Annotated in this window: 27 protein-coding genes; 14 read left to right on the plus strand and 13 right to left on the minus strand. The window is 48.6% G+C overall.

What is annotated here, in order from left to right; translation table 11 throughout:
• Positions 1-4: 4 nt before the first annotated feature.
• Genes spoT through gmk form a run of 3 tightly spaced genes read right to left on the minus strand, consistent with a single transcriptional unit; the run spans position 5 to position 3,088 of the window.
• Positions 5-2,116, minus strand: a complete 2,112-nt coding sequence (gene spoT, locus AC07NP_RS03640) for a bifunctional GTP diphosphokinase/guanosine-3',5'-bis pyrophosphate 3'-pyrophosphohydrolase (RefSeq protein ID WP_494659612.1) — start codon at positions 2,114-2,116, stop codon at positions 5-7.
• 18 nt (positions 2,117-2,134) lie between these two features.
• Entirely contained in the window at positions 2,135-2,410 is a 276-nt protein-coding gene (rpoZ, locus tag AC07NP_RS03645) for a DNA-directed RNA polymerase subunit omega (RefSeq protein ID WP_000135058.1), read from the minus strand.
• A 54-nt stretch (positions 2,411-2,464) separates the two neighbouring features.
• Positions 2,465-3,088 (minus strand): guanylate kinase, encoded by a 624-nt coding sequence (gmk, locus tag AC07NP_RS03650; protein WP_203359566.1) that lies wholly within the window; start codon positions 3,086-3,088, stop codon positions 2,465-2,467.
• Between the two features lie 256 nt (positions 3,089-3,344).
• Here gmk and ligB point away from each other — a divergent pair, with 256 nt between their 5' ends.
• Complete coding sequence (gene ligB, locus AC07NP_RS03655) at positions 3,345-5,030, plus strand: NAD-dependent DNA ligase LigB (RefSeq protein WP_494659613.1); 1,686 nt, start codon at positions 3,345-3,347, stop codon at positions 5,028-5,030.
• Here ligB and AC07NP_RS03660 read toward each other — a convergent pair.
• Together AC07NP_RS03660 and AC07NP_RS03665 are read right to left on the minus strand one after the other, a co-directional pair.
• The gene (locus AC07NP_RS03660; RefSeq protein ID WP_203359568.1) at positions 5,027-5,644 is read right to left on the minus strand and encodes a trimeric intracellular cation channel family protein; all 618 of its coding nucleotides are present in this window, start codon (positions 5,642-5,644) and stop codon (positions 5,027-5,029) included. The genes ligB and AC07NP_RS03660 overlap by 4 nt on opposite strands.
• 258 nt (positions 5,645-5,902) lie before the next feature.
• Positions 5,903-6,766, minus strand: coding sequence for a YicC/YloC family endoribonuclease (locus AC07NP_RS03665; RefSeq protein ID WP_494659614.1), 864 nt, complete (start codon positions 6,764-6,766; stop codon positions 5,903-5,905).
• Positions 6,767-6,891: 125 nt separating this feature from the next.
• Between AC07NP_RS03665 and rph the strand changes: the two genes are divergently transcribed.
• Both rph and pyrE read left to right on the plus strand, forming a co-directional pair.
• Positions 6,892-7,608, plus strand: coding sequence for a ribonuclease PH (gene rph, locus AC07NP_RS03670; RefSeq protein WP_494659615.1), 717 nt, complete (start codon positions 6,892-6,894; stop codon positions 7,606-7,608).
• Positions 7,609-7,673: 65 nt separating this feature from the next.
• The gene (gene pyrE / locus AC07NP_RS03675) at positions 7,674-8,315 is read left to right on the plus strand and encodes an orotate phosphoribosyltransferase (protein WP_203359570.1); all 642 of its coding nucleotides are present in this window, start codon (positions 7,674-7,676) and stop codon (positions 8,313-8,315) included.
• 48 nt (positions 8,316-8,363) lie between these two features.
• On the opposite strand, the gene slmA is transcribed toward pyrE, so the two are convergent.
• From slmA to coaBC, 3 genes are all read right to left on the minus strand, one after another.
• Positions 8,364-8,960, minus strand: a complete 597-nt coding sequence (slmA, locus tag AC07NP_RS03680) for a nucleoid occlusion factor SlmA (protein ID WP_203359571.1) — start codon at positions 8,958-8,960, stop codon at positions 8,364-8,366.
• A 115-nt stretch (positions 8,961-9,075) separates the two neighbouring features.
• Complete coding sequence (dut, locus tag AC07NP_RS03685; RefSeq protein WP_203359572.1) at positions 9,076-9,534, minus strand: dUTP diphosphatase; 459 nt, start codon at positions 9,532-9,534, stop codon at positions 9,076-9,078.
• Positions 9,512-10,732 (minus strand): bifunctional phosphopantothenoylcysteine decarboxylase/phosphopantothenate--cysteine ligase CoaBC, encoded by a 1,221-nt coding sequence (coaBC, locus tag AC07NP_RS03690; RefSeq protein ID WP_301700525.1) that lies wholly within the window; start codon positions 10,730-10,732, stop codon positions 9,512-9,514. Before coaBC ends, dut begins: the two co-directional genes overlap by 23 nt.
• 180 nt (positions 10,733-10,912) lie before the next feature.
• Between coaBC and radC the strand changes: the two genes are divergently transcribed.
• From radC to mutM, 4 genes are all read left to right on the plus strand, one after another.
• Positions 10,913-11,578: a RadC family protein gene (radC, locus tag AC07NP_RS03695; RefSeq protein WP_203359573.1), complete on the plus strand. Its 666-nt coding sequence runs from the start codon at positions 10,913-10,915 to the stop codon at positions 11,576-11,578.
• A gap of 216 nt (positions 11,579-11,794) precedes the next feature.
• The gene (gene rpmB / locus AC07NP_RS03700) at positions 11,795-12,031 is read left to right on the plus strand and encodes a 50S ribosomal protein L28 (RefSeq protein WP_003024071.1); all 237 of its coding nucleotides are present in this window, start codon (positions 11,795-11,797) and stop codon (positions 12,029-12,031) included.
• A gap of 20 nt (positions 12,032-12,051) precedes the next feature.
• The gene (rpmG, locus tag AC07NP_RS03705; RefSeq protein ID WP_003024094.1) at positions 12,052-12,219 is read left to right on the plus strand and encodes a 50S ribosomal protein L33; all 168 of its coding nucleotides are present in this window, start codon (positions 12,052-12,054) and stop codon (positions 12,217-12,219) included.
• A gap of 98 nt (positions 12,220-12,317) precedes the next feature.
• Positions 12,318-13,127 (plus strand): bifunctional DNA-formamidopyrimidine glycosylase/DNA-(apurinic or apyrimidinic site) lyase, encoded by an 810-nt coding sequence (gene mutM / locus AC07NP_RS03710; protein ID WP_203359574.1) that lies wholly within the window; start codon positions 12,318-12,320, stop codon positions 13,125-13,127.
• A 56-nt stretch (positions 13,128-13,183) separates the two neighbouring features.
• Here mutM and coaD read toward each other — a convergent pair whose 3' ends face one another.
• Positions 13,184-13,663, minus strand: a complete 480-nt coding sequence (gene coaD / locus AC07NP_RS03715; protein ID WP_203359575.1) for a pantetheine-phosphate adenylyltransferase — start codon at positions 13,661-13,663, stop codon at positions 13,184-13,186.
• Between the two features lie 8 nt (positions 13,664-13,671).
• Positions 13,672-14,949: a lipid IV(A) 3-deoxy-D-manno-octulosonic acid transferase gene (gene waaA / locus AC07NP_RS03720; protein ID WP_494659616.1), complete on the minus strand. Its 1,278-nt coding sequence runs from the start codon at positions 14,947-14,949 to the stop codon at positions 13,672-13,674.
• Positions 14,950-15,352: 403 nt separating this feature from the next.
• Here waaA and rfaQ point away from each other — a divergent pair, with 403 nt between their 5' ends.
• The 7 genes from rfaQ to AC07NP_RS03755 all read left to right on the plus strand — a co-directional run bounded on the left by rfaQ (position 15,353) and on the right by AC07NP_RS03755 (position 22,474).
• The gene (rfaQ, locus tag AC07NP_RS03725) at positions 15,353-16,423 is read left to right on the plus strand and encodes a lipopolysaccharide core heptosyltransferase RfaQ (protein WP_203361184.1); all 1,071 of its coding nucleotides are present in this window, start codon (positions 15,353-15,355) and stop codon (positions 16,421-16,423) included.
• Positions 16,420-17,544, plus strand: coding sequence for a glycosyltransferase family 4 protein (locus AC07NP_RS03730; protein WP_494659617.1), 1,125 nt, complete (start codon positions 16,420-16,422; stop codon positions 17,542-17,544). Before rfaQ ends, AC07NP_RS03730 begins: the two co-directional genes overlap by 4 nt.
• Positions 17,537-18,334, plus strand: coding sequence for a lipopolysaccharide core heptose(I) kinase RfaP (gene rfaP, locus AC07NP_RS03735; protein ID WP_494659618.1), 798 nt, complete (start codon positions 17,537-17,539; stop codon positions 18,332-18,334). Before AC07NP_RS03730 ends, rfaP begins: the two co-directional genes overlap by 8 nt.
• A 132-nt stretch (positions 18,335-18,466) precedes the next feature.
• Positions 18,467-19,477, plus strand: a complete 1,011-nt coding sequence (waaO, locus tag AC07NP_RS03740) for a lipopolysaccharide 3-alpha-galactosyltransferase (RefSeq protein ID WP_494659619.1) — start codon at positions 18,467-18,469, stop codon at positions 19,475-19,477.
• 40 nt (positions 19,478-19,517) lie between these two features.
• Positions 19,518-20,222 carry a lipopolysaccharide core heptose(II) kinase RfaY gene (gene rfaY / locus AC07NP_RS03745; protein ID WP_203359579.1) on the plus strand — a complete coding sequence of 235 codons (705 nt, stop codon included), beginning with the start codon at positions 19,518-19,520 and terminating at the stop codon, positions 20,220-20,222.
• Positions 20,223-20,305: 83 nt separating this feature from the next.
• Complete coding sequence (locus AC07NP_RS03750; protein WP_494659767.1) at positions 20,306-21,325, plus strand: glycosyltransferase family 8 protein; 1,020 nt, start codon at positions 20,306-20,308, stop codon at positions 21,323-21,325.
• Positions 21,326-21,331: 6 nt separating this feature from the next.
• Entirely contained in the window at positions 21,332-22,474 is a 1,143-nt protein-coding gene (locus AC07NP_RS03755) for a lipopolysaccharide N-acetylglucosaminyltransferase (protein WP_494659620.1), read from the plus strand.
• A gap of 49 nt (positions 22,475-22,523) precedes the next feature.
• On the opposite strand, the gene rfaL is transcribed toward AC07NP_RS03755, so the two are convergent.
• Genes rfaL through rfaF form a run of 3 tightly spaced genes read right to left on the minus strand, consistent with a single transcriptional unit; the run spans position 22,524 to position 25,770 of the window.
• Positions 22,524-23,729 (minus strand): O-antigen ligase RfaL, encoded by a 1,206-nt coding sequence (rfaL, locus tag AC07NP_RS03760; RefSeq protein ID WP_494659621.1) that lies wholly within the window; start codon positions 23,727-23,729, stop codon positions 22,524-22,526.
• A 28-nt stretch (positions 23,730-23,757) separates the two neighbouring features.
• Complete coding sequence (gene rfaC / locus AC07NP_RS03765) at positions 23,758-24,720, minus strand: lipopolysaccharide heptosyltransferase RfaC (RefSeq protein ID WP_494659622.1); 963 nt, start codon at positions 24,718-24,720, stop codon at positions 23,758-23,760.
• A gap of 3 nt (positions 24,721-24,723) precedes the next feature.
• Complete coding sequence (gene rfaF, locus AC07NP_RS03770; RefSeq protein ID WP_494659623.1) at positions 24,724-25,770, minus strand: ADP-heptose--LPS heptosyltransferase RfaF; 1,047 nt, start codon at positions 25,768-25,770, stop codon at positions 24,724-24,726.
• Positions 25,771-25,775: the final 5 nt, after the last annotated feature.

Genomic DNA, 25,775 nt, shown 5'->3' on the forward strand with positions numbered 1-25,775 from the left:
AAGGCTAGTTTCGGTTACGGGTGACTTTTATCACGTCCGGCATCACACGGATTTTGCGCATGATATTCGCCAGATGCACACGATCGCGTGCGGTGAGACGAATAAAGGCGCTATAGACGCGACCATCTTTCTCTTCAGTATTCAAACTTTGAATATTGGAGGTGGTGGTGTTAATTGCCGCAGTCAGATTCGCCAGCGCACCCTGATGGTTAAACATGTCCACCTTGATTTCAGCGATGAACTCCTGCTCCGTCTCTTTATCCCATTCGACAGCCATAAACTTCTCTGGCTCTTTCTGGTAACCACGGATGTTACGGCAGGACTCATGGTGAATAACCAGACCTTTTCCGGGGCTGACGTGAGCGATAATCGGGTCGCCGGGAATCGGGCGGCAGCATTTGGCGAAGGTGATCAGCACGCCATCTGCACCTTTGATCGGCAGATGACCGTGGCTGGAGTGCGCTTGTGCGGTTGCCGATGCATCACCTTGCTGAAGATTCTTCGCCACTACGACGCTCATGGCGTTACCCAGACCAATTTCCGCCAGCAGATCTTCCAGCGTCGCGAGCTTCATACGCTCAATTTCGCGCTGGATGCTTTCCTGCGGAATTTCAGCCAGTTTACGGCTGCCGCCTAAGGCATGATTCAGCAAGCGACGGCCGAGGCTGACGGAATCGTCGCGCTTGAGATTCTTCAGCAACTGACGAATTTTGGCGCGCGCTTTAGAGCTGACGACAAAGTTGAGCCAGGCGGCATTCGGACGTGCGCCCGGTGCGGTAATGATCTCAACCGTTTGGCCGCTGGAAAGCGGTTGCGACAGCGGATAGGGCTGGCGGTCGACGCGCGCGCCGACGCAGGCATGACCGATATCGGTGTGTACCGCGTACGCGAAGTCGACAGGTGTGGCGCCGGCTGGCAGTTCGACAATTCGCCCTTCCGGTGTGAAAACGTAAATCTCATCCGGGAAGAGATCGGATTTAACGCTCTCGATAAATTCAAACGAACTACCGGCACTCTGTTGTAGCTCCAGCAGGCTCTGCATCCAGCGCTGAGCGCGGATTTGTGCGGTGGTGCTGGTCTCGCCGTGCTCTTTATAAGCCCAGTGCGCCGCAACCCCCATTTCCGCCATCTGGTCCATGTCTTCGGTACGGATTTGTACCTCAACCGGAACGCCATGTGGGCCGATCATCGAGGTGTGCAAAGACTGATAGCCGTTCGCTTTTGGAATGGCGATATAGTCTTTCACGCGCCCTGGACGCGGCTTATAGAGGCTGTGCATCTGGCCAAGCACGCGATAGCAGGTGTCGGAATCATGAACGATGACGCGGAACGCGTAGATGTCCATGATCGAGTGAAAACGCTGCTCTTTAAGCACCATTTTGCAGTAGATCGAGTACAAATGTTTTTCGCGACCGCTAACGCGACACGGAATTCCCGCTTCCTGCAAACGCCCTTCAATCTCTGAGAGGATTTTTTGAATCATCTCTTTACGGTTGCCGCGCGCAGCTTTCACCACTTCTTTAATAACGCGATAACGGTTCGGGTATAACGCTTCAAAACCCAGCTCTTCGAGCTCGGTTTTAATGTGATGAATACCTAAACGGTGCGCCAGCGGGCTGTAAATTTCGAGGGTTTCACGGGCAATGCGGCGACGTTTGTCCGGGCGTAATGAGCCCAGCGTGCGCATGTTATGGGTTCGGTCAGCGAGTTTGATGAGAATGACGCGGATATCCTGCACCATCGCCATAATCATCTTGCGAAAGTTTTCGGCCTGCGCCTCTTTCTTATCGCGGAACTTGAGTTTATCAAGTTTCGACACCCCTTCTACCAGTTCAGCAACGCTTTTACCAAAAAGCTGTTCCATGTCCTGGTAGGTGGCGGGAGTGTCTTCAATCACATCATGCAGCAAAGCCGCCATTAGCGTTTCATAGTCGAGTTTCATCTCGGCCAGAATGCAGGCAACGGCAACTGGATGGGTGATATAGGGTTCACCGCTTGAACGTGTCTGGCCCTCGTGAGCGTCACGTGCAACGAGATACGCCTGCCGCAGACGCTTAATTTGGTCTTCCGGCAGGTAGTGTTGAATCAGTTGATTCAGGCTTTCAAACAGATACAAGGGCGACCCGCTGAGTAATTAACGACGACCTTCAGCAATAGCGGTAACGGCCTGTAATTCAGCGGCTTCCTGCTCTTGCTGTTCCTGGCGTTCACGTACGTCGAGGATCTGGTTGTTGATCAGACCTTCTTCGATTTCGCGCAGCGCGATTACGGTAGTTTTATCGTTTTCTTCCGGTACAAGCGGATCCTTTCCGCCTACCTGCATCTGACGAGCGCGACGCGCGGCGACCAGTACCAGGTCAAAACGGTTACCAATTTTCTCTACAGCGTCCTGAACAGTTACGCGTGCCATACTTAAAATGCTCCACAGGTGAAGAAATGACTGGGCATGATACTGAATGTGGGTTCAGTCTGCCAACAGTTTGCTGATTAAAGCGTCATGACGCTGCTTTTGGCGGCTCATGCGCAGACGTTCGGCGCGAATGATGGTTTTCAGATCGCCGAGGGCGGTATCAAAATCATCATTCACAATGAGGTAATCATATTCGGCGTAATGGCTCATTTCTGCAACAGCTTGCGCCATACGTTTTGCAATGACTTCCTCGCTATCCTGACCGCGACCGCGAAGACGGCGGTCCAGCTCAATTTTGGACGGCGGTAAAATAAAGATACTGCGTGCCTGTGGCATCTTTTCACGAATTTGCTGGGCGCCCTGCCAGTCAATATCAAGAAAAACATCCACACCGGAAGCCAGCACTTGCTCAATAGCTTCGCGAGACGTGCCGTAATAATTACCGAACACTTCGGCATGTTCGAGAAACGCCTCTCTGCCAATCATGGTTTTGAATTCATCATGATTCACAAAGAAATAATGTTCGCCATGCACTTCACCCGGACGCGGAGCGCGTGTGGTGTGTGAAACAGAAACCTGGGTGTCATACAACGGTTGGGTTTTCAATAAAGCCTGAATCAGGCTGGATTTACCCGCGCCACTGGGGGCAGAAACAATATAAAGCGTGCCTTGAGCCATGAGTATCTTATGTATGTGATTGTCGAAAGAGAGCCTACATACGAGCTTATTATACACGTCGCCGCTATATGACGTAGCCCTTGTCACACTTTTTGCCCCTGATTATTGCGTTTTGCGTACCTTTTTCCTGATTTACCCTGAAATTACTGCAATGAGTGAAAATGACAGGAATCCTGCTCGCAGGCTGTGTATTTGCCGCTCGGTGCCGAAATCATTCTGCGCTATACCTGCCGGACAACGTGCAGCGGAGGTGCAGATGACGTTATGGAAGAACATCGCAATCAGTGTATTGCTGTGCCATTCATCGGCTGGCGCGGTTTGCCCCGCCTGGTCGGCGACGAGGGCGGAAGAGGAAATCACCCGCTTAACGCGGCAAATCGCGCAGTGGAATGACATTTACTGGAAGCAGGGCGTTAGCGCTGTCGATGATACTGTTTACGACCAGCTCAGTGCGCAACTCACACAATGGCGGCGCTGTTTTGGCGAAGCGGTTCCTACCGATCCGTCTGCACCACCAAACAATGGCTCAATGTTGCATCCTGTTGCCCATACAGGCGTACGTAAGCTTGCAGATAAGCAGGCGATGCAGAAATGGATGCATCATCGAAGCGATCTGTGGGTTCAGCCGAAGGTGGATGGCGTGGCAGTGACGTTAGTGTACCGGGACGGCAATCTCATCAGGGCGATTAGCCGGGGGAACGGGCTGGAAGGTGAGGACTGGACGCAAAAGGTTCGCCATATACCGTCTGTGCCGCGCACCACAAAAGGAACGCTTGCCAATAGCATCCTGCAGGGCGAAATCTTCCTGCTTCAGGAAAACCATATCCAGCGGCAAATGGGGGGAATGAATGCCCGGGCGAAAGTCGCAGGGATGATGATGCGTGCAGAGCCTTCTTCCTCGTTAAGCGCATTAAGCATTTTTATCTGGGCGTGGCCTGATGGTCCGCAGTCGATGCCTGAACGATTGCAGAAACTGACCGATGCGGGGTTTGGTTTAACACAGCGCTATACCCAACCGGTGAATAACGTCGATGATGTTGAAAAAGCGCGAGAGAGATGGTGGACAACGAGCCTGCCGTTTGCCACCGATGGCGTCGTGGTACGGATGGGTAAAGAACCGGAAGCCCGAAGCTGGCTTCCTGGCGAAGGGGACTGGCTGGTTGCCTGGAAATACACCCCGGTGGCGCAGGTCGCAGAGGTGGCGGAAATTCTCTTCACCACGGGAAAGAGCGGGAAAACCGCAGTGGTGGCATCGCTTGCTCCGGTCATGTTGGACGATAAAAAGGTTCAGCGTGTCAATCTTGGCTCCGTCAGACGTTGGGAAGAGTGGGACATCGCACCTGGCGATCGCATTCTGGTCAGCCTTGCCGGGCAAGGTATCCCCCGTATCGATGATGTTGTCTGGCGTAGTACGCAGCGGACTAAACCAACACCTCCCGGAGGGCATTTGGGTTCATTGACCTGTTTTTATGCCTCATCTGAGTGTCGGGAACAATTCATTGCGAGACTGGTTTGGTTGGGGTCGAAATCGGTCTTGGATCTGGATGGTGTGGGAGAGGCTGGATGGCGAGCGCTTCATCAGGCACATCGCTTTGAGCATATATTTTCCTGGCTGGCGTTAACCCAGGAACAATTACAGAACACGCCAGGAGTAGGCAAAGGGAAAGGCGCGCAATTGTGGCACCAGTTCAATATGGCGCGCCGCCAGCCCTTTATCCGCTGGGTTATGGCGATGGATATACCGCTAACGCAGGCCGCGCTTAAGGTCAGCGGTATTCGTTCGTGGGAGTCATTGTTGGCGCAAACCGAGCCGTATTGGCGAATGCTGCCGTCAACGGGCGAGCGCCGCGCCAGAAAGGTCATACAGTGGAGGGATAACCCGGAGATAAAAACGCTGAGTCAGTGGTTAGCTGCTCAGCGTATTGCGGGGTTTATGCCTTAGTGGCCTTCGTGATGATAATAAAACACGGGCAAACCCAGCTTGAGACGCAGCGCCAGCAATCTCGCGGTGAAGCCAAAAATCAACGTGGAGATAACGACCACATCATGGCTGGAGACGTAGTGCTGAAGCGCTATGTAAAGCACGGCAGAAGCAAATGACACGCCAGCGTACAGCTCTTTCTGGAAGACGAGGGGAATGCGTTTACAGAACATGTCACGCAATACGCCGCCAAAGACGCCGGTGGTCACTGCGGCGACCACGGCAATGATCGGGCCATGACCCATATCCAGCGCAACCTGAGCACCGATGATGGAAAAAACCACCAAACCCAGCGCATCAAGCACTAGGAATAATTTACGCAGGTAAGGCATGACGGGGGCGACAATGGTCGTCAGCACCGCGGCCGTCGCCACGATAATGACATACTCAGGATGCTTCACCCAGCCGAGCGGATAATGCCCAAGCAAAATGTCGCGAACGGAACCGCCGCCAATGGCGGTCGCGGTTGCAATGATGATGACGCCGAAGGTGTCCATGCGACGACGACCTGCAGCAAGTGCGCCCGTCATGGCTTCTGCGGTAATGCCAATTAAGTACAAAACGTGTAACAGCATGCCTTCCCCCTGATTTTCTGGGGATAAAGGTTAGCGATTTGTGCGCAGTATCACGATTGAGATTTTCTAAGGCGAGGTGGTTTTAATAACTTTATCTTATGCAAAATTATGTTATTCATCATATCTCACGCCTTTTCAGGTTCTGATGATGAAAAAGAATGATGAAAATAACTAATAGAAAAAGAGGCGGGTGATTTGAAAAAATGGAAAAACACGTAGCACCGCTTCATTTTCACGGGCTACGTGGTGAAAAATGGCTTACTCGATGTTCTGAATCTGTTCGCGCATTTGTTCGATCAATACTTTCAGTTCAATGGCGGAATTAGTGACTTCTGCATTGATCGACTTAGACGCCAGCGTGTTCGACTCACGGTTGAATTCCTGCATCATGAAGTCCAGACGGCGGCCAACCGCCTCTTTTTTCTTCAGGATGTTGTAGGTTTCTTTCACGTGCGCTTCCAGACGGTCCAGCTCTTCTGCTACGTCGATGCGTTGCGCCATCAGCACCAGTTCTTGTTCCAGGCGGTTATTTTCCAGTTGGACCTGAGCGTCTTCCAGCTTGGCCACCAGACGTTCGCGCTGCCACTGTAAGATCTCCGGCATGTGCGAGCGTACTTTGACGACTTCTGCGCTGACGCCTTCAAGACGTTGCTCAATCAGGGCTTTCAGCGCCTGGCCTTCGGTTTCGCGGGCGACGATGAAGTCGTCCAGCGTACCGTCAAGGGCACTCAGGATTTCTGCTGCAATGGCGTCCAGATCCTGCTCCTGAGCGGCCATGACTCCCGGCCAGCGCAGAATATCAACCGGATTGATTTCCCCTTCATCACTCTGCATTTTGACCCAGTTAGCGGCGGTGACGAGTTGCTTTGCGAGCTTCTCATTCAGAATGAGTTCACCTTGTGCGCTTGCATCGGGTTCAAAACGCAGCGTACATTCGACTTTACCGCGCGTCAGGCGCGTGCGAATACGATCACGAACAACAGGCTCGAGGCTACGGAACTGTTCCGGCAGACGAAAATACGTTTCCAGATAACGCTGGTTTACCGAGCGCATTTCCCAGGTGGCGCTACCCCATTCACCCTTGATTTCACGCCGGGCGTAGGCGGTCATACTGCGGATCATAGACGTTCCTGTTTTTAAAGGAGAGATGGGGGGATTATAGCTATGCATGCCCTGTCAGGATAGGAATAACCGACGGAAGTCCGTATAATGCGCAGCCACATTCGTTTCAAGCCGGAGATCTCAATATGCGTCCAGCAGGCCGTAGCGCTAATCAGGTGCGTCCCGTAACCCTGACCCGTAATTATACAAAACATGCTGAAGGCTCGGTGCTGGTCGAATTTGGAGATACCAAAGTGCTGTGTACTGCCTCTATTGAAGAAGGCGTACCTCGTTTTCTGAAAGGGCAAGGGCAGGGTTGGATTACTGCTGAATACGGTATGCTGCCACGTGCTACGCATACGCGTAATGCGCGTGAAGCGGCGAAGGGCAAGCAGGGCGGCCGTACCATGGAAATTCAGCGTCTGATCGCTCGCGCATTGCGTGCCGCGGTTGATCTCAAGACGCTGGGCGAATTTACTATCACGCTGGACTGCGATGTTATTCAGGCCGACGGTGGTACTCGTACGGCTTCTATCACCGGTGCTTGTGTTGCTCTGGCCGATGCGCTGAAAAAGCTGGTCGAGAACGGTAAGTTGAAAACCAACCCGATGAAAGGAATGGTTGCCGCGGTATCCGTGGGTATCGTGAATGGCGAGGCGCTGTGTGATTTGGAGTATGTTGAAGACTCTGCTGCAGAAACCGATATGAATGTGGTGATGACTGAAGATGGCCACATGATTGAAGTGCAGGGTACGGCAGAAGGCGAGCCGTTCAGCCACGAAGAACTTCTCTCCTTGTTGGCGCTAGCCCGAGGGGGAATCGAATCTATTGTAGCGACGCAGAAGGCGGCGTTAGAAAATTGATTTTTAAGGCGACTGAGAAGTCGCCTTTTTTTTGTCTGAAATAAAGTGAGATGAGGAGCGAATCCATGAAACCGTATCAGCGCCAGTTTATTGAGTTTGCGCTTAACAAGCAGGTACTAAAGTTTGGCGAATTTACGCTGAAATCCGGGCGCAAGAGCCCCTATTTCTTCAATGCCGGACTGTTTAATACCGGGCGCGACCTGGCTCTGTTAGGTCGTTTCTATGCGGAAGCGCTGGTGGATTCCGGCATTGAATTCGATTTGCTGTTTGGCCCTGCATACAAAGGGATCCCGATTGCCACCACAACTGCAGTTGCGCTGGCGGAGCATCACGACAAAGACCTGCCATACTGCTTTAACCGTAAAGAAGCCAAAGACCATGGGGAAGGCGGCAATCTGGTCGGTAGTGCGCTACAGGGGCGCGTGATGCTGGTAGACGATGTGATTACTGCCGGCACCGCGATCCGTGAATCGATGGAGATTATTCAGGCGAATGGCGCAACGCTTGCGGGCGTGCTGATTTCATTGGATCGTCAGGAGCGTGGACGTGGCGAGATTTCAGCCATTCAGGAAGTGGAACGCGACTATCGCTGTCAGGTGATCTCTATTATTACGCTGAAAGACTTGATTGAGTACCTGAGTGAGAAACCAGAGATGGCTGAGCATCTGGCTTCCGTTCGCGCGTACCGGGAAGAATTCGGGGTGTAATTTCGCCTGAAATGCCCGGTAGCGTTTCGCTTACCGGGCAATAAAGAGTTACTGCAACTGTGCGGCAACCAGCGGCCAGCGGGCGTCGAAATCGTCCGTCGGTCGGTATTTGAATTCGCTGCGAACAAAACGTGACAGCATGCCTTCACAGAACGCCAGAATCTGGCTCGCCAGCAGCGTTTCTTCCGTGACGTAACCTTCGCCTTCACGCATTCTCTTTTCCCGCAAAACCTGGCGCAACTGCGCTTCGATACGTTCAAAGAGCTGATTGATTCGCCCTTGCAAGCGGTCTTGTTCAAACATTAATGCGTGTCCGGTGAGAATACGCGTCAGACCGGGATTGCGTTCGCCAAATCCCAAAATCAGCAACACAATCAAACGCAAGCGTGTGCTGGTGTCTTTCTCATCTTTCAAAATTAAATTGATACGGGTAATCAGACTATCTTCGATAAACTCAATCAGGCTATCGAACATGCGCGTCTTGCTGGGAAAATGGCGATACAGCGCAGCTTCAGAAACGCCGACGGAAGCTGCCAGTTTTGCTGTCGTGATGCGCTGGCTTCCATCGCTGGATTCCAGCATCAGAGCCAGAGACTGAAGTATTTCTTCGCGACGATTCCGTTTCGCAGTTTGTTTTTCTGCCATGTTACAAAATACCCCTGAAAATAAGCACTTGCCAGGCTGGTACCCACACTACGACCGCAAACTCAGGGTTTGCGGTAATATTATGACGTTATTGCGTAGTGGGATACGTGACGTACTACTTGCGTCCTGAATGGCCGAAGCCGCCTTCACCACGGTCGGTGGCATCAAAATCTTCCACCAGATTAAATTCGGCCTGCACAACAGGAACAAAAACCATCTGTGCGATACGTTCGCCAGGCTCAATGGTGAAGCTGTCCTGACCACGGTTCCAGACGGAAACCATCAACTGGCCCTGGTAATCTGAGTCGATCAAGCCGACCAGGTTGCCCAGCACGATACCATGTTTATGACCCAGGCCGGAGCGCGGCAGAATAACGGCTGCCAGAGAGGGATCGGCGATATGAATAGCCAATCCTGTCGGCAGCAACGTCGTTGCGCCAGGCGCCAGCTCTACGGCGGCGTCGAGACAGGCTCGCAGGTCAAGTCCGGCGGAACCGGAGGTGGCATATGTCGGAAGCGGGAACTGCTGCCCAACTCGCGGGTCCAGAATCTTAACGTCGATTTTTTTCATCATAACGGGTCACGATCTCGTCGAGTAATAATTGGCCGAGGAGTTCTTTACGCTCAAGCGGTAAGACTTTATCTCCATCCTGCCAGAAAAGGTGCAAAGCGTTGCTGTCGCTGTTAAAGCCTTGAGTGGTAATCGAAACATCATTCGCGCAGATCATATCAAGGTTTTTACGGATACGTTTTTGCCGGGCATATTCTTCCACATTATTCGTTTCGGCGGCAAACCCAACAACAAAGGGACGATTAGCATCAAGTGCGGCGACCCCGGCGATAATGTCAGGGTTTTTGACCATTTTTATTGTTAATTCATCACCCTGAGTGGCTTGTTTCTTGATTTTTTCATTCGCGACAGAGGCAGCCCGATAGTCAGCCACTGCGGCACAACCGATAAAAATATGCTGCTGTTGCGCTGCCGCCTGGACTGCTGCTTCCATTTCCAGCGCAGTCATCACATCAACACGCTGAACAAAAGGCGGTGTCGGCAGTGATACCGGCCCGGAAACCAGCGTTACATTAGCACCGCGCCGCGCGGCTGCGGCGGCAATCGCGAATCCCATCTTGCCGGAGCTGTGGTTAGAGATATAGCGCACCGGGTCGAGTGGTTCGCGCGTTGGACCCGCCGTAATCATGATGTTGAGATGTTGCAGATCGTTGACAGGCGAAAAATGTGCTGCGGCCATGTCCACAATCGTTAACGGGTCGAGCATGCGGCCAGGGCCCACATCTCCGCATGCCTGGCTTCCGCTGTCCGGGCCCCAAATCAGCAAGCCGCGGGAGGCAAGAATGCTCAAATTATGCTGCGTTGCCGTGGCGCGGTACATTTGCTGGTTCATCGCCGGGAGCACGGCAACCGGTGACGGCGTGGCCAGACAGATCGTTGAGACCAGATCATTCGCCATACCGGCAGCGACGCGGGCAATCAGGTCGGCCGTCGCCGGAGCGAGGATAACCAGATCGGCCCATTTCCCCAGCTCAATGTGACCCATGGCCGCTTCGGCTGCGGGATCCAGCAGGCTGTCGGAAACGGGGTAGCCCGAAACCGCCTGTAAACTCAGAGGGGTAATAAAGGCTTTTGCCGCTTCAGTCATTACCACGCGGACATCGGCGCCGCGTTCGCGCAAACGACGTACCAGTTCCGGGGTTTTATAGGCCGCAATGCCGCCGCTAACACCGAGAACGATTTTTTTACCGGCCAGGCTCATCATGATCTTTCCTGTGGGGTGTTGGGTTTCACCAGAAGGCGGATATTTTATCACAATCCTTAGCGCGTCGTGTTTTTGCCCGCGATTCACTTTGCGAAGCGGTACGCAGGGGTGATAACAGGGCGTCGAATCCCCTGAGTGGCTGTGCCAACATGTGGCATGACTAAGGGGAGGGTGCGTATGGATACCGCAGAAAGTTTGATGCCTCGGGAAAAAATGCTGCAGTCAGGAATTGGTTCTCTCAGCGATGTGGAGCTTCTGGCCCTCTTTCTGCGTACGGGAACGCCAGGAAAAGATGTGATGACGCTGGCGAAAGAGATGCTCTGTCATTTCGGTTCGCTCTACGGCCTGCTGACGGCTGATTTTATACAGTTCCGTTCCCTTTCTGGGGTGGGCATTGCTAAATATGCGCAGCTAAAAGGGATTGCAGAACTGGCCCGGCGTTACTACAACGTGCGGATGATGGAGGAAAATTCGCTGCTGAGTCCGGAAATGACGCGGGAATTTTTGCAAAGCCAGCTCATGGAAGAGGAACGGGAGATCTTTCTGGTGATCTTTCTTGATGCCCAGCATCGCGTCATTACCCACAGTCGTCTTTTTGCCGGAACGCTCAGCCATGTTGAGGTGCATCCGCGTGAAATCATCCGCGAGGCGATAAAATTAAATGCGTCGGCGGTGATCCTTGCACATAATCACCCTTCGGGGTGTGCAGAGCCGAGTAAAGCGGATAAACTCATCACCGAGCGTGTGGTAAAATGTTGCCAGTTCATGGATATCAGAGTACTTGATCACCTTGTGATTGGGCGCGGAGAGTACGTTTCTTTTGCCGAACGTGGCTGGATTTAGAGCACTTTGCGCGATCCAGTGGGATCTTTGTCTGTTCGGGACTTGAGCACACCGCTTACACAGCGTATACTACGCCACCTTTGAGAATCTCGGGTTTGGCATTTGGGCCTGGCAATCGAGAGTTCGCTTAGAACTGCGATAACCGGGCTGAGAAGCCTGACGAGGCGCCAATACCCCATACGAAGCTCGAGCTAATTTGATTTTTGGAGAATAGACATGTCCCGAGTCTGCCAAGTTACTGGCAAGCGTCCGGTGACCGGTAACAACCGTTCCCACGCACTGAACGCGACTAAACGCCGTTTCCTGCCTAACCTGCACTCTCACCGTTTCTGGGTTGAGAGCGAGAAGCGTTTTGTCACCCTGCGTGTATCTGCTAAAGGTATGCGTGTTATTGATAAGAAAGGCATCGAAACAGTTCTGTCTGAACTGCGTGCCCGTGGCGAAAAGTACTAAGTACTAAGAGGAAATAAATCATGGCTAAAGGTATTCGTGAGAAAATCAAGCTGGTTTCTTCTGCTGGTACTGGTCACTTCTATACCACTACGAAGAACAAACGTACTAAGCCGGAAAAACTGGAACTGAAAAAATTCGATCCAGTTGTTCGTCAGCACGTTTTATACAAAGAAGCGAAAATCAAATAATTTTCGTTTTGATGTAAAGAAAAACCCTGCCTCGGCGGGGTTTTTTGTTTTCTGGCTGTCCCCATAATAAAAACATATCAAACAGTACCGGAGACGCTATGCCTGAATTACCTGAAGTAGAAACCAGCCGTCGTGGGATTGAACCCCACCTGGTTGGGGCAACCATTTTGCACGCCAACGTGCGCAATGGGCGTTTACGGTGGCCTGTATCAGAAGAAATCTACCGTCTGAGCGATAAGCCCGTACTGAGCGTGCAGCGCCGTGCCAAATACCTGCTGCTGGAGCTACCGGATGGCTGGATAATCATTCATCTGGGGATGTCAGGCAGCTTACGTATCCTCCCCGAAGAACTCCCTGCAGAAAAGCACGACCATGTTGATTTGGTGATGAGCAACGGGAAAATTCTCCGCTATACCGATCCGCGTCGCTTTGGCGCATGGCTGTGGACGAAAGAGCTGGAAGGGCACAATGTCCTGGCACACCTTGGCCCGGAGCCGCTGAGCGACGATTTCAACGGCGAGTATCTGCAACAGAAATGCGCAAAGAAGAAAACGGCCATAAAGCCGTGGTTGATGGATAACACGTTGGTGGTGGGTGTCGGTAATATCTACGCCAGCGAGTCGCTGTTTGCGGCAGGCATCCATCCTGACCGTCTGGCCTCGTCATTGTCGCAGGATGAGTATGTGCGGCTTGTACGTGTGATTAAGGCTGTTTTACAGCGTTCTATCGAACAGGGCGGAACGACGTTGAAGGATTTCCTGCAAAGTGACGGTAAGCCAGGATATTTTGCGCAGGAATTGCAGGTATACGGACGGAAAGGTGAACCTTGTCGGGTCTGTGGCACACCGATTATCGCCACCAAACATGCTCAGCGCGCGACGTTTTATTGTCGTCAGTGTCAGAAGTGATTGAAGGGGTGAGTGGTTGCATGCCGGATTAGCGCCAACGCTATCCGGCATCGTCGTTACTTCAGCTTATCCATCAGTGCCTGATGGACGTTGGCTGGCAGGAAATGGGTAACATCGCCCTGATGACGTGCCACCTCTTTGACCAGCGAAGAAGAGATAAATGACCACTCTTTGGAGGGCATCAGGAAGACGCTTTCCAGTTCTGGCATCAGATGGCGATTCATGTGCGCCAACTGCATTTCATACTCAAAATCCGCCACCGCGCGCAGGCCACGAATCAGAATGCTCGCCTGTTGTTCGCGAGCGAAGCTCGCCATTAAGTCGCTAAACCCCATCACGTCGACGTTACCGAGATGCGCCGTCGCTTGTTGCGCCAGCTCCACACGTTCTTCAAGTGTGAACATCGGTTTTTTACTGGGGCTTGCGGCAATGGCCAAAATCACGCGATCGAACATTTGAGTCGCACGTGTCACGATATCGATATGACCGTTAGTAATCGGATCGAAGGTACCCGGATAAATTGCCCGTTTTTGCATGACAGCCCTCAATGCGTTTTAGGTGGCAGATAGGGTTCCAGCAGTTGTAGCAGACGCTGAAGCGCGCCCTGGTTTTGATACAGCACTTCAACAGCATGGCGACCATAGAAATTACGGTAATCGGCATCGGTCAGCAAAGAAGAGACTTCTTTTGCCAGTGTTATGTCATCGGTGACGGTGATAAGACCACTTGCCTGCTCCAGACGGGCGCAAATATCTTTAAAATTAAAGGTATGCGGTCCCATTAATACTGGGATAGCGTGCGCAGCGGCTTCCAGTGGATTATGCCCGCCCCGATCAACCAGTGAACCGCCGACGAAAGCGAGATCCGCAATACCGTAGAGCAACATCAACTCGCCCATGGTGTCGCCAATGACCACCTGAGTACTGGCAGAGGGCACTTCTCCTGAGGAGCGTGTGGTAAAGCTTAGTCCAGCCTGACGTACGAGGTTAATCGCATCCGGAAAACGTTCAGGATGTCGGGGAACCAGAATTAGCAGCAGATTGGGAAACTGGTGTAGCAACGCCTGATGCGCGGCGATAATCACGCTTTCTTCACCGTCATGGGTACTGGTGGCAATCCACACGGGACGATGCGGTGCCCACTGACGACGCAAGGTGATGGCTTTCGCCGCAAGCTGTGGGGTGACAGAAATATCGAACTTCAGGCTGCCGGTGACGGTAACTTGATTGCTTCTCGCCCCCAGCGTTACGAAACGCTCACCGTCTTCGCCATTTTGCGCCGCAATAAGCGTAATACGACGCAGTAGTATGCGGACAAATTTGCCCAGTTTTGCGTAACCCGCTGCTGACCGTGCAGAAAGGCGCGCATTGGCAATCACTAATGGAATATGGCGTTTGTGCAGTGCAGCAATCAGATTTGGCCACAGCTCAGTTTCCATGATCAACACCAGTTTGGGGTCGACTTTATTGAGGAAACGATTGAGTGCGTCAGGTAAGTCATAAGGCAGATAGACGTGCTGAACATCGCTACCAAAAGCGGACTGCACGCGCTCTGAACCCGTAGGCGTCATGGTTGTGACCGTGATCGGAAGATCCGGATAACGGTGACGCAGAGCGCGAACTAAAGGAATTGCGGCCAGTGTTTCACCCACGGAGACGGAGTGCAGCATGATCCCGCCGGGTTTCAGTGGGCGACGGTAAAATCCGTAGCGTTCACCCCAACGTTTTCGATAGGCTGGTGCCTTACGTCCGCGCAACCAAAGCCGTATCCAGATCAATGGCTGAATAAGGTAGAGAAGGGCGGTGTAAAGCAATTCGAGCATAATAAATAGCTGACTTAGGGATGTGCTGGGGATTCTATGTATTTAGCTCAGGCTTTACCATTACTTTTCCTATTTTTGAATCAAATAGCCTGAAACGTGGATAAAGAATGCAGGAGGCCACAGTTTTTTTGTATTTTTATGCGATTCATTGTTTTTCCCCTGTAACGCAATCTTAAATGGCCGTATTAGCTCGGTGTGCTGTTTTTTATTCCACTGATTATAAAAGAAAAAAAATGCGACACGCTTAAAATTTATTCATATCGGATCGCGGCGAAAGAAGTGTTACACTAACATGCACAAAGTAAGTGCGCGTATCAGTATTCAGGTAGCTGTTGAGCCTGGGGCGGTAGCGTGCTTTTTTTCTGCTTACCTTTACCGGAAAATCACAACAAAAGAGTCGCTTGTGGATAAGCCATTTAGAAAAATCCTGGTCGTAAAGATGCGTTTTCACGGAGATATGTTACTCACGACTCCCGTTATTAGTACGCTAAAGCAGAATTACCCTGATGCAAAAATCGATGTACTGCTTTACCAGGACACAATGCCCATTTTGTCTGAAAATCCTGAAATTAATGCTCTTTACGGCATAAAAAATAAGAAAGCCGGCGCGATGGAGAAAATTTCAAACTTCATTCAACTGGTCAAAACGTTACGGGCAAACCAATACGATCTGATCGTAAATTTGACCGACCAGTGGATAGTCGCTCTGCTGGTGCGAATGCTGAATGTTCCGGTCAGGATTTCACAGGATTATAGCCACCGTCAGTCCTCATTTTGGCGAAATAGCTTTACTGCCATGGCGCCACTGCAGGGAGCGAATGTGGTGGAGAGTAACTTATCCGTTCTGGCTCCATTAGGGGTCACGTCGAACGTGGCTCGCACGACCATGAGCTATAACCCGTCTTGCTGGGAGCGTGTGCGCAGCGAGTTAGATAGGGCGGGGGTCGGCGAGCGTTATGTGGTGATCCAACCCACCGCACGCCAAATTTTTAAGTGCTGGAATAACGAGAAGTTTTCACAGGTCGTTGATGCTTTGCACGATCGTGGCTACGAGGTTGTGCTGACTTCCGGACCCGGGCAGGACGATTTGGCTTGTGTTGATACCATTGCTCGGGGCTGTAAAACACAACCTGTTACGGCGCTTGCCGGTAAGGTGACGTTTCCAGAACTGGGGGCGTTGATTGATCATGCCGATCTGTTTATTGGCGTAGATTCAGCGCCTGGACACATTGCCGCCGCCGTCGATACTCCGCTGATTTGCCTGTTCGGGGCGACGGACCATAATTTCTGGCGGCCGTGGTCGAATAATATGATTCAATTTTGGGCGGGTGACTATCGCGCCATGCCTCCACGCGAGCAGCGCGATCGCAATGAAATGTATCTTTCCGTTATTCCGGCAAGTGACGTTATTGCGGCTGTTGATAAGCTGCTGCCATCAGGTTGCGTTTCTTCTGTGGCGGATACCCCATCATGATCGTCGCATTTTGCCTGTACAAATATTTTCCCTTCGGCGGTTTACAGCGTGATTTTATGCGCATTGCGCAGACCGTCGCCTCGCGCGGTCATCATGTCCGGGTCTATACCCAGTCCTGGGAAGGCGAGTGCCCGGATGATTTTGAACTGATCCGGGTTCCAGTGAAATCGCGCACGAATCATGGTCGTAACGCTGAGTATTATTCCTGGGTGCGGGCGCATATGCGTGAGCATCCGGTTGATCGGGTTGTCGGGTTTAATAAAATGCCGGGGCTGGATGTCTACTACGCAGCCGATGTCTGTTATGCCGAGAAAGTCGCACAAGAAAAAGGTTTCTTTTACCGGTTGACGTCACGGTATCGCCATTATGCAGCTTTCGAGCGTGCAACCTTCGAACAAGGTAAGCCAACGAAATTGCTGATGCTAACGGATAAGCAGATAGCCGATTTTCAGAAGCATTATCAGACTGAAGCCGATCGCTTTCACATTCTCCCTCCGGGAATTTATCCGGACAGAAAATACAGCCAGCAAATTCCAGATAGCCGGGAAATTTACCGTCAGAAAAACGGTATCACAGAGCAACAGAATTTACTGTTACAGGTCGGTTCTGATTTCACGCGTAAAGGTGTCGATCGATCTCTCGAGGCGCTTGCTTCATTACCTGAGGCTCTGCGGCATAATACGCTACTGTTTATTGTGGGTCAGGATAAGCCGAGAAAATTTGAATCTCTGGCAGAAAAGCTGGGCGTAAGAGCAAATGTCCATTTCTTTTCTGGCCGTAATGATGTGGCTGAGTTAATGGCCGCCGCCGACATATTATTACACCCTGCTTATCAGGAAGCTGCCGGTATTGTTTTACTGGAGGCGATCACCGCGGGATTACCGGTTCTGACCACCTCCGTTTGCGGCTACGCACATTATATTGTGGATGCAAATTGCGGTGCAGTGATTGAAGAGCCTTACCGACAAGAAGGGTTAAATGAGATTTTACGCAAAGCGTTAACTCAACCTTCATTGCGTGCAGCCTGGGCAGAAAACGCCAGGCATTATGCTGATACACAAGATTTGTACAGTCTGCCAGAAAAAGCGGCGGATATTATTACAGGTGATTTGGATGGTTGAGCTGAAAGAGCCTCTGGCCACGCTATGGCGAGGTAAAGATGCGTTCGAGGAAGTGAAAACGTTGCAGGGTGAAGTCTTCAGAGAACTGGAGACCCGCAGAACACTGCGATTTGAACTGGCCGATAAAAGCTACTTCCTTAAATGGCATAGAGGCACGTCCCTAAAAGAGATCGTCAAAAATCTACTCTCACTGCGTATGCCAGTGTTAGGTGCCGACAGAGAGTGGAATGCAATTCATCGGCTCCGTGATTTAGGCGTAGACACGATGCACGGTGTGGGGTTTGGTGAAAAAGGGGTGAATCCTCTGACCAGAACCTCATTCATCATTACCGAAGATCTCACTCCCACTATCAGTCTGGAAGAGTATTGCGCTGACTGGGCAACGAATCCTCCTGATGTAAAAGTGAAGCGGATGATCATCGAGCGTGTTGCTACGATGGTGCAAAAAATGCATGCAGGCGGGATCAATCATCGTGATTGCTATATCTGCCACTTCCTTCTGCATCTGCCTTTCTCAGGTGAGGAAAAAGGCCTCAAGATTTCGGTTATTGACCTACATAGGGCGCAGATTCGTCATAGCGTTCCACGCCGCTGGCGCGATAAAGATCTGATCGGTCTCTATTTTTCCTCAATGAACATCGGCCTGACTCAGCGGGATGTTTTCCGCTTTATGAAGGTTTATTTTAGTTTACCCCTGAATGTCATCTTCCAGCGGGAAGATGAGCTTATTAAAAAAGCTAAAATAAAAGCAGAAAAAATCAGAGAAAGAACAATTCGCCGATCGTTATAAATAAATTATTGCGAGTATTGTCGATTTACAGGTCAGGATGAAGTTCAGCGCTTCATCTTTTTCCGAATTGAATAAAAGGCAGTGCAAAGTAATATCAATCGCACTTCCAAATATATTGGGTAAATATTAAATATGTCACAGTTTAGTGATAAAGACGTCATTCTTTCTGTTATGGAGTATAACTTTCATGACAGAATATCTGAAAATAATCTTAATATAGCGTTTGGCATAGATAAAAATTTTCTTTTTGGATGTGGTGTATCTATTGCTTCTATATTATTAAGCAATAAATCGATAAACTTTGACTTTCATGTTTTTACTGATCATTTTAGCGAAGATGATCAGAAAAGATTTTCTGCATTAGCCGAACAATATAAAACCTGTATCAAAGTCTATTTAATAGATTGTAATAAATTAAAGTCGTTACCCAGCACAAAGAACTGGACATATGCGACGTATTTCCGTTTTGTTATCGCCGATTACTTTTATGGTAAGCTAGAGAAGCTTTTGTACCTGGATGCTGATATCGCCTGTAAAGGCAGTATTCAGGAACTGGTTGATTATTCATTTACGGAGCATGAGATTGCTGCGGTGGTTGCAGAAAGAGATATCGAATGGTGGACTGACCGTTCTGTAACCCTGACTACTCCTGAGCTTGTATCTGGATATTTTAATGCAGGTTTTTTGCTTATTAATATTAATGAATGGCAAAAAAATGATATTTCAGTTAAAGCAATTGAGATGTTGCGAGTTCCTGAGTGGGTGGCAAAAATTACGCATTTGGATCAGGATGTCTTAAACATTCTTCTTGTTGGTAAAGTGAACTTTATTGATGGGAAATATAATACTCGCTTTAGTATCAATTATGAATTGAAGGATAAAGTGGTAAACCCGGTCAATAATGACACTGTGTTTATTCATTATGTTGGACCGACAAAACCCTGGCATGAATGGGCAAACTACCCTGTTTCGCAAAGTTTTATTTATGCGAAAGAGCATTCTCCCTGGTGCAATGTCGCTCTGCTCCAGCCTGCAAATAGCAACCAATACAGATATTGTGCCAAGCATAAATTTAAGCAGAAAAGATTTCTTCAGGGCGTGATAAATTACATAAAATATTACAAGGCTAAAACGATTAAATAATAAAAGACCTTTTAATATTAACTAATATAATGGCTATCCCATGATTCATAAAAAAAAGATTAAAGATTTAACTGTATTCATAAAAGATAATGATCCTTTTTATGAGAAAATATTAAATGATTTTCTCAATTTCGATCTCAAAATACTGAAGGTATTTCGCTCGATTGATGATACAAAAGTCATTTTGATTGACACACCTCGAGGTCCGATTGTATTAAAAGTCTTCGCACCAAAGCATAAAAAGATAGAGCGATTTCTTAAATCGTGTATAAAAAAAGACTATTATGAGAATTTGATCTACCAAACTAATCGAGTTCGTAGTGAGGGGGTCAATTCTATTAATGACTATTATTTGCTTGCAGAGTATAAAACATTAAATTTTGCACATTATTTCATAATGCTCATCGAGTATATTGAAGGCGTTGGACTAGAAGAATATAAAGAAATACCTGCAGATATAAAACTGCAACTTGCTGAGTCAATTAAAGAGTTACATGCTCACGGTATGGTTTCAGGAGACCCTCACAAGGGTAACTTTATTGTTTCTGAAAAAGGTCTTCGCCTGATAGATTTATCAGGTAAAAAAATAAGTCCTGTATTGAAGGCTAAGGACAGAATTGATCTAGAACGCCATTATGGTATAAAAAACGAAATTCAAGATTCAGGATATAACTCGTTGCTCTTTAAAAAGAGATTGAAATCTATAATCAGGGATATAAAAATAAAGCTCGGGTTGAAAAAATAGTAACAAAATTGAACGACTAAACTCCGACACAATATCAATGTATTGATGCTGTAATATCTATGAAAACGAAAGGTGAACGGGAATTGGATTTTAAAAATTTAACCAAATTTAAAGATATCATAGCATTAGACAGTCGTACGGTTAAATGCAATGACCGCGATACTTTTAATATTTCATGGGGAATTGATAGTAATTATCAAGTCGGTGCTGCAATATCGATAGCATCAATTCTTGAGAATAATAAGCAGAATGATATTGAATTTACATTTCATATTATTGCTGACTACCTTGACCAGGATTATGTCGAGCTCTTAACACAGTTAGCGGAACAGTATAAAACAGTCATTAAATTATATCATATCGACTCTGAACCATTGTCTACGCTGCCAAAAACTAATATATGGCCAGTATCAATATATTATCGCTTACTTTCTTTCGATTATTTCTCTGAACGGCTGGATAAGTTACTCTATCTTGATGCTGATATCACATGCAAAGGTTCATTGCTAGAGCTTTCCGAACTGGAATTCGATCACGAGTACGGAGCAGTAGTGGTTGATGTTGATTCAATGCAAGCTAAAAGCGCAGAGCGACTGAATAACACAGAGTTTGAAGGTAATTATTTTAACTCTGGGGTGATGTATATCAATATGAAGCAATGGTTGCAATCAAATCTGACTGAGCGGTTTTTCGATTTACTTTCTCAGGAAGATATTGCTGCAAAAATAAAATATCCTGATCAAGATATTTTAAATATTATGTTCCTTCACCATGCTAAAATCTTGCCCAGAGAATATAACACTATTTATTCTTTAAAATCTGAGTTTGAGATAAAAAATAAAGATTACTACAAATCAATCATCAACGCGAAAACCATATTTATACATTATACTGGTGTGACGAAGCCATGGCATGATTGGGCAAATTATCCATCAGCACAATTTTTTCGTAGTGTATATCAAATATCGCCATGGCGAGTGAAAAATTTACTTCCCGCAGTACGGAAACATGAATATAGAGAAAAATACAAACACTTGCTTTATCAAAATAAAATAATCAGCGGTCTTTTTTCAGCAATTAAATATAACTTAATGAAGGGTTGATTTTATATGATTGATAAAATCATCTTTACGGTTACACCAATTTTCTCTATACCACCGCGTGGTGCGGCTGCAGTTGAAACATGGATGTATCAGGTCGCGCAAACTACCCGTATTCCAAACCGTATCGTCTGCATCAAAAATGAAGGGTATACTGATTATTCGAAGGTAAGTGAAAAGTGCTCTATTCATCGTATCGGATTTAGCAGAATATATAAGCGAATTTTTCAGAAATGGACCCGACTGGATCCTTTACCTTACTCTCAGCGCATATTAAACGTTGCTAAAGATTTTTCAATCACGGATAAAAGTGTTATTGCTGTACACAACAGCATGAAACTGTATCGACAGATTCGCCAGCGAGCCCCTCAGGCAAATGTCGTGATACATATGCATAATGCGTTCGAACCAAAAGGATTGGAGAAGAACGTTAAGATGATAGTTCCCAGCTTGTTTTTAAAAAACTACTATCATTCATATCTCCCTGAAGCAGATATTGCCATTGTTCCTAATGGAATTAATCTGGAAATTTATCAATCAGATTATGAGCCAATCTCCAGGTCGGACCTGAATATCACACCCGAAGATAAGGTGATATTTTACGCTGGGCGTATTGTACCTGATAAAGGTGTATTACTGCTTTTACAGGCATTCGAAAAACTTGTTGAGTCGCACCCGAACTTTAAACTGGTGGTGGTTGGCGATCATATGGAAGTCAGTAAAAGCGATAAAGGGGCTTATCAGCATGAAGTCCGCGAAATCGCAGAGCGTTTGACGGATAACTGCATTATGTTGGGAAGTATTCCTCCCGAAAAAATGCACCGCTACTATCCACTCGGTGATTTAGTTGTGATCCCTTCTCAATTCCAGGAACCTTTCTGTATGGTTGCAATTGAGGCCATGGGGGCAGGTAAACCCGTGTTGGTGAGCACGCGTGGAGGAATGATTGAGTTTGTTAAAAACAAGGATACTGGCTATCACTTAAGAGAGCCCATGACCGCAGAAACTATTGCGGAGGACATTGAGTGCGTACTGCATGACAGCGAACTATCTACTATTGCGAAACGCGGGCAACAGTATGTTTTTGAGCATTACAGTTGGACGAGTGTGACTCAGCGGTTCGAGGATGTCATTCATCATTGGTTTGACTGAAATAAAAAAGGCTACGTTAGGTAGCCTTTTTTATTGAGAATATCCAGCGTTATTTCTTCATGGCAAGCAACAGGCCAACAAGAATACCCAGGTTATCCAATTCGATCTGTTCAACGTTTCCGCGAATAATAAAATATCCGAAGAAAGATAACAGTATAATCATGTGTGCGTTATAGGGAGAGTCACGACCCTCTTTAAACGCCTTTGACACAGTTTCTTTTACGATTGCTGCGTACACAAGTAGCAACCCAGCCAATCCGAGAAGACCGGTGCCAAACCAGACAAATAACGCGAGGTTATGGGGACCGATTGAGGTTCTAAATTTCCATAATGGATAATCTACGGCGCGATTGTTATAGACCGTTTTATAGGCCTTATTACCAAAGCCATAGCCGATAACCGGATTTTCGAGTATGAGATCCAGTGCGCTGCCCTGAGTACCATTTCCATATCGGTATGAACTGTCTGTCTGGTTGAGTTTAAAGGCCAACTTTGCCGACATTTCTTTATGAGAGAAAATAGCAGTCGCCGCCAGAGCTGCGATAATCATTCCCACAGTCAGCATTTTCCATTTTTTATGCATCAATACCCACGCCAGCCCGATGATTAAGACTGAGAGCCATGCTCCACGAGAAAGAGTACCCAACATCAGGAAAAGATAGATTGCACTAAAAATAATAAAGGCGATTCGATGCTTTGTTGATTTAAATAACCACAGATTCAGAAGTACCGGGAACAAAAAGACTAATGAATCTGAGATGCTACGGTGTCTGTAATCAATAAATGGCATAACTCCATTCTGAAAATCCTTAATATAAAAGACGATCTCAGACAAGCATCGTAAACTTAATGATGTGAGGAAAGAGATGAAAATGAATTTTGCAATAAATTCTACTTTCTCATCCTTTAATAAGACGGGAATGGCAATGGTATACAACAACATATTTTCGATGACGGAATTATTAATTTCTTTCAGGCTGGTTTTTAAGTCTGGCGTCTGAAATAGCGAAAGAAGTACTGCTATGGTAAGAAATAAAATACTTCCGAAAAGGAATGTTTTGAAGGTGGAAATATAATGTTTTGGTTGCTTACAAAGATAAACAATTGTTGTGATCGTCATAAGAATGACGATGAGATGTTTATAGCGAGTAATACCACCTAAGAAATAGGTGGCGATCAACAAGAATATAAGTGTTCTATTCCAGTATAATTTCCAGTTTTTTTTCTCGTTGGAAAAAAACAATGTGAGGGCCATCTTTTCTCCGATGTTTGTTTGCAAGAGCTTATAAGTTCGAAACTAGTACTTCAAATACGGCAGAGGCAGGCAAATCGGTAAGATTTTTGCTTGCGGAACGGCACTCTACCTGGTTCCTTCCATAGCCACCAATTAACCCAGGGTCCGTTGGGCCGTATAGTGTTACATTTGGACGGTCTAGCGCGGCTGTCAGGTGACTCAGTCCCGTATCAACCGACACGACAAACGTTGCCCCTGCCAATACACGCGCGACGTCTTCCAGGCTCATACGCGGTAAAACATCTACGTAATCAAACCCTTCTGCCAGTCTCTTCGCTCGGGCTTCTTCGTGAGCGGCTCCCCACGGCAATTTAATGCGCACTCCAGACTGGCTTAGCAGACCAATTAATTCCCGCCAGTTTGCCTCCGGCCAGTGTTTATCATCTCTGGTGGTGGCATGTAAAAATACAGCATATTGGTCCGTATCGGTATTCATATTGTTCAGAAAATGCTGCGCAATAGCGTAATCACCCTGAGTCTGGGGTTTGTTGTAACCCAGACTTTTGGCGAATAGTTCGCGGGTACGCTCTACCGCATGCTGCTGTTTAGCAATATGATGTCGACAGTTGTAAAACAAGCTGGCCAGCGGCTCACGGGCTGTTTGCCAGTCCATGCCATGCTTAATGCCATGCGCCAGACGAGTGACCAAAGCCGCGCTTTTCACCAGCCCCTGCGCATCTATAATGGCATCATAATGTTGCGCCTGTACTGCCGCCTGAAAGGTTTTGCGTTCAGTTTTAATGGCGGCGGAAAACCAGGCTTTCCGCCAGCGTCGAATTGCCACCGGGATCACCCGATCAACCGCAGCATGCCATGACGGGATTTGTGCAAACCCCTCTTCCACCACCCAGTCAAAGCGAATTCCTGGAATAGCCTGCTGTGCATCAGTGAGCGCAGGAAGCGTATGTAACACATCACCCATCGATGATGTTTTGACGATCAGAACCCGCATTCGTCAGACTTCCTCTTGTAACAACAGACTGTTGAGTTCTTCCAGGACACGCTCCGGTGTAATGTCGATCAGGCTCTGGTGATACCCTTCTGCCGCATCTCCTTTCCGCACCCGGTGATAACCTGTAATCAGGCGGATCACGCGCGCTTTCTGTGACAGTGGCGGTGTGAAATCCGGGCTGCTTGGGCCATAAAGTGCGACCAGAGGGCGGTTCAGCGCCGCTGCCACGTGCATCAGGCCAGAATCGTTGGTGACAACGGCCTGACATGCCGCGAGGAGGATGACAGCCTGTTCCAGCTGCGTTTCGCCAGCCAGATTACGGCACCACGCCTGTTGTTCGGTGTTCAGAGCCGCCAGGATCTCGTTTCCGGACTCATGATCTTTCGCCGAGCCAAACAGGACAATTTGATAACCTTCATCAATGAGCTGTTTGGCCAGTTCCGCGTAGTGATAGTGCGGCCATCGTTTTGCCGGACCAAATTCAGCGCCGGGGCAAAAGCCGATTATCGGGCGTTCCGTTGAAAGTGCGAATTCTCTACAGGTGAGTGATTTTTCCCCTTCACTAACCTGCAATTGCGGCCAGAGTAGAGGTTGTGGCAAATCTTTTGCTGTCTGCATTACGCCTTTGTCGTAGGCCAGCGCAACATAGCGCTCGACCATCAATGGCCAGGCCTCTTTATCGAGCACACGCGCATCGTTAAGCAGGCCGTAGCGCATCTCGCCGCGCCAGCCCGTACGATGAGGAATGCTGGCAAAGAAGGGGACGAGTGCCGATTTAAACGAGTTTGGCAGCACGTAAGCGCGATCGTAACGTTTTTCACGCAAACTATGTCCGAGTTTGCGCCGCTCTCCAAGTTCCAGAGCACCATGACCCAGCGGCATCGGGATCGCTTCATTGACTTCCGGCATCCGCGATAACAACGGACGGCACCACGCAGGGGCCATCACGTCGATTATCGCCTGGGGATAGCGCGCCTTGAGCGTACGATAGAGACTTTGCGACATCATCATGTCGCCCACCCATGACGGGCCGATCACCAGTATCTTCATGCTTA

This window comes from Citrobacter sp. GW821-FHT07H02 (assembly GCF_059418505.1).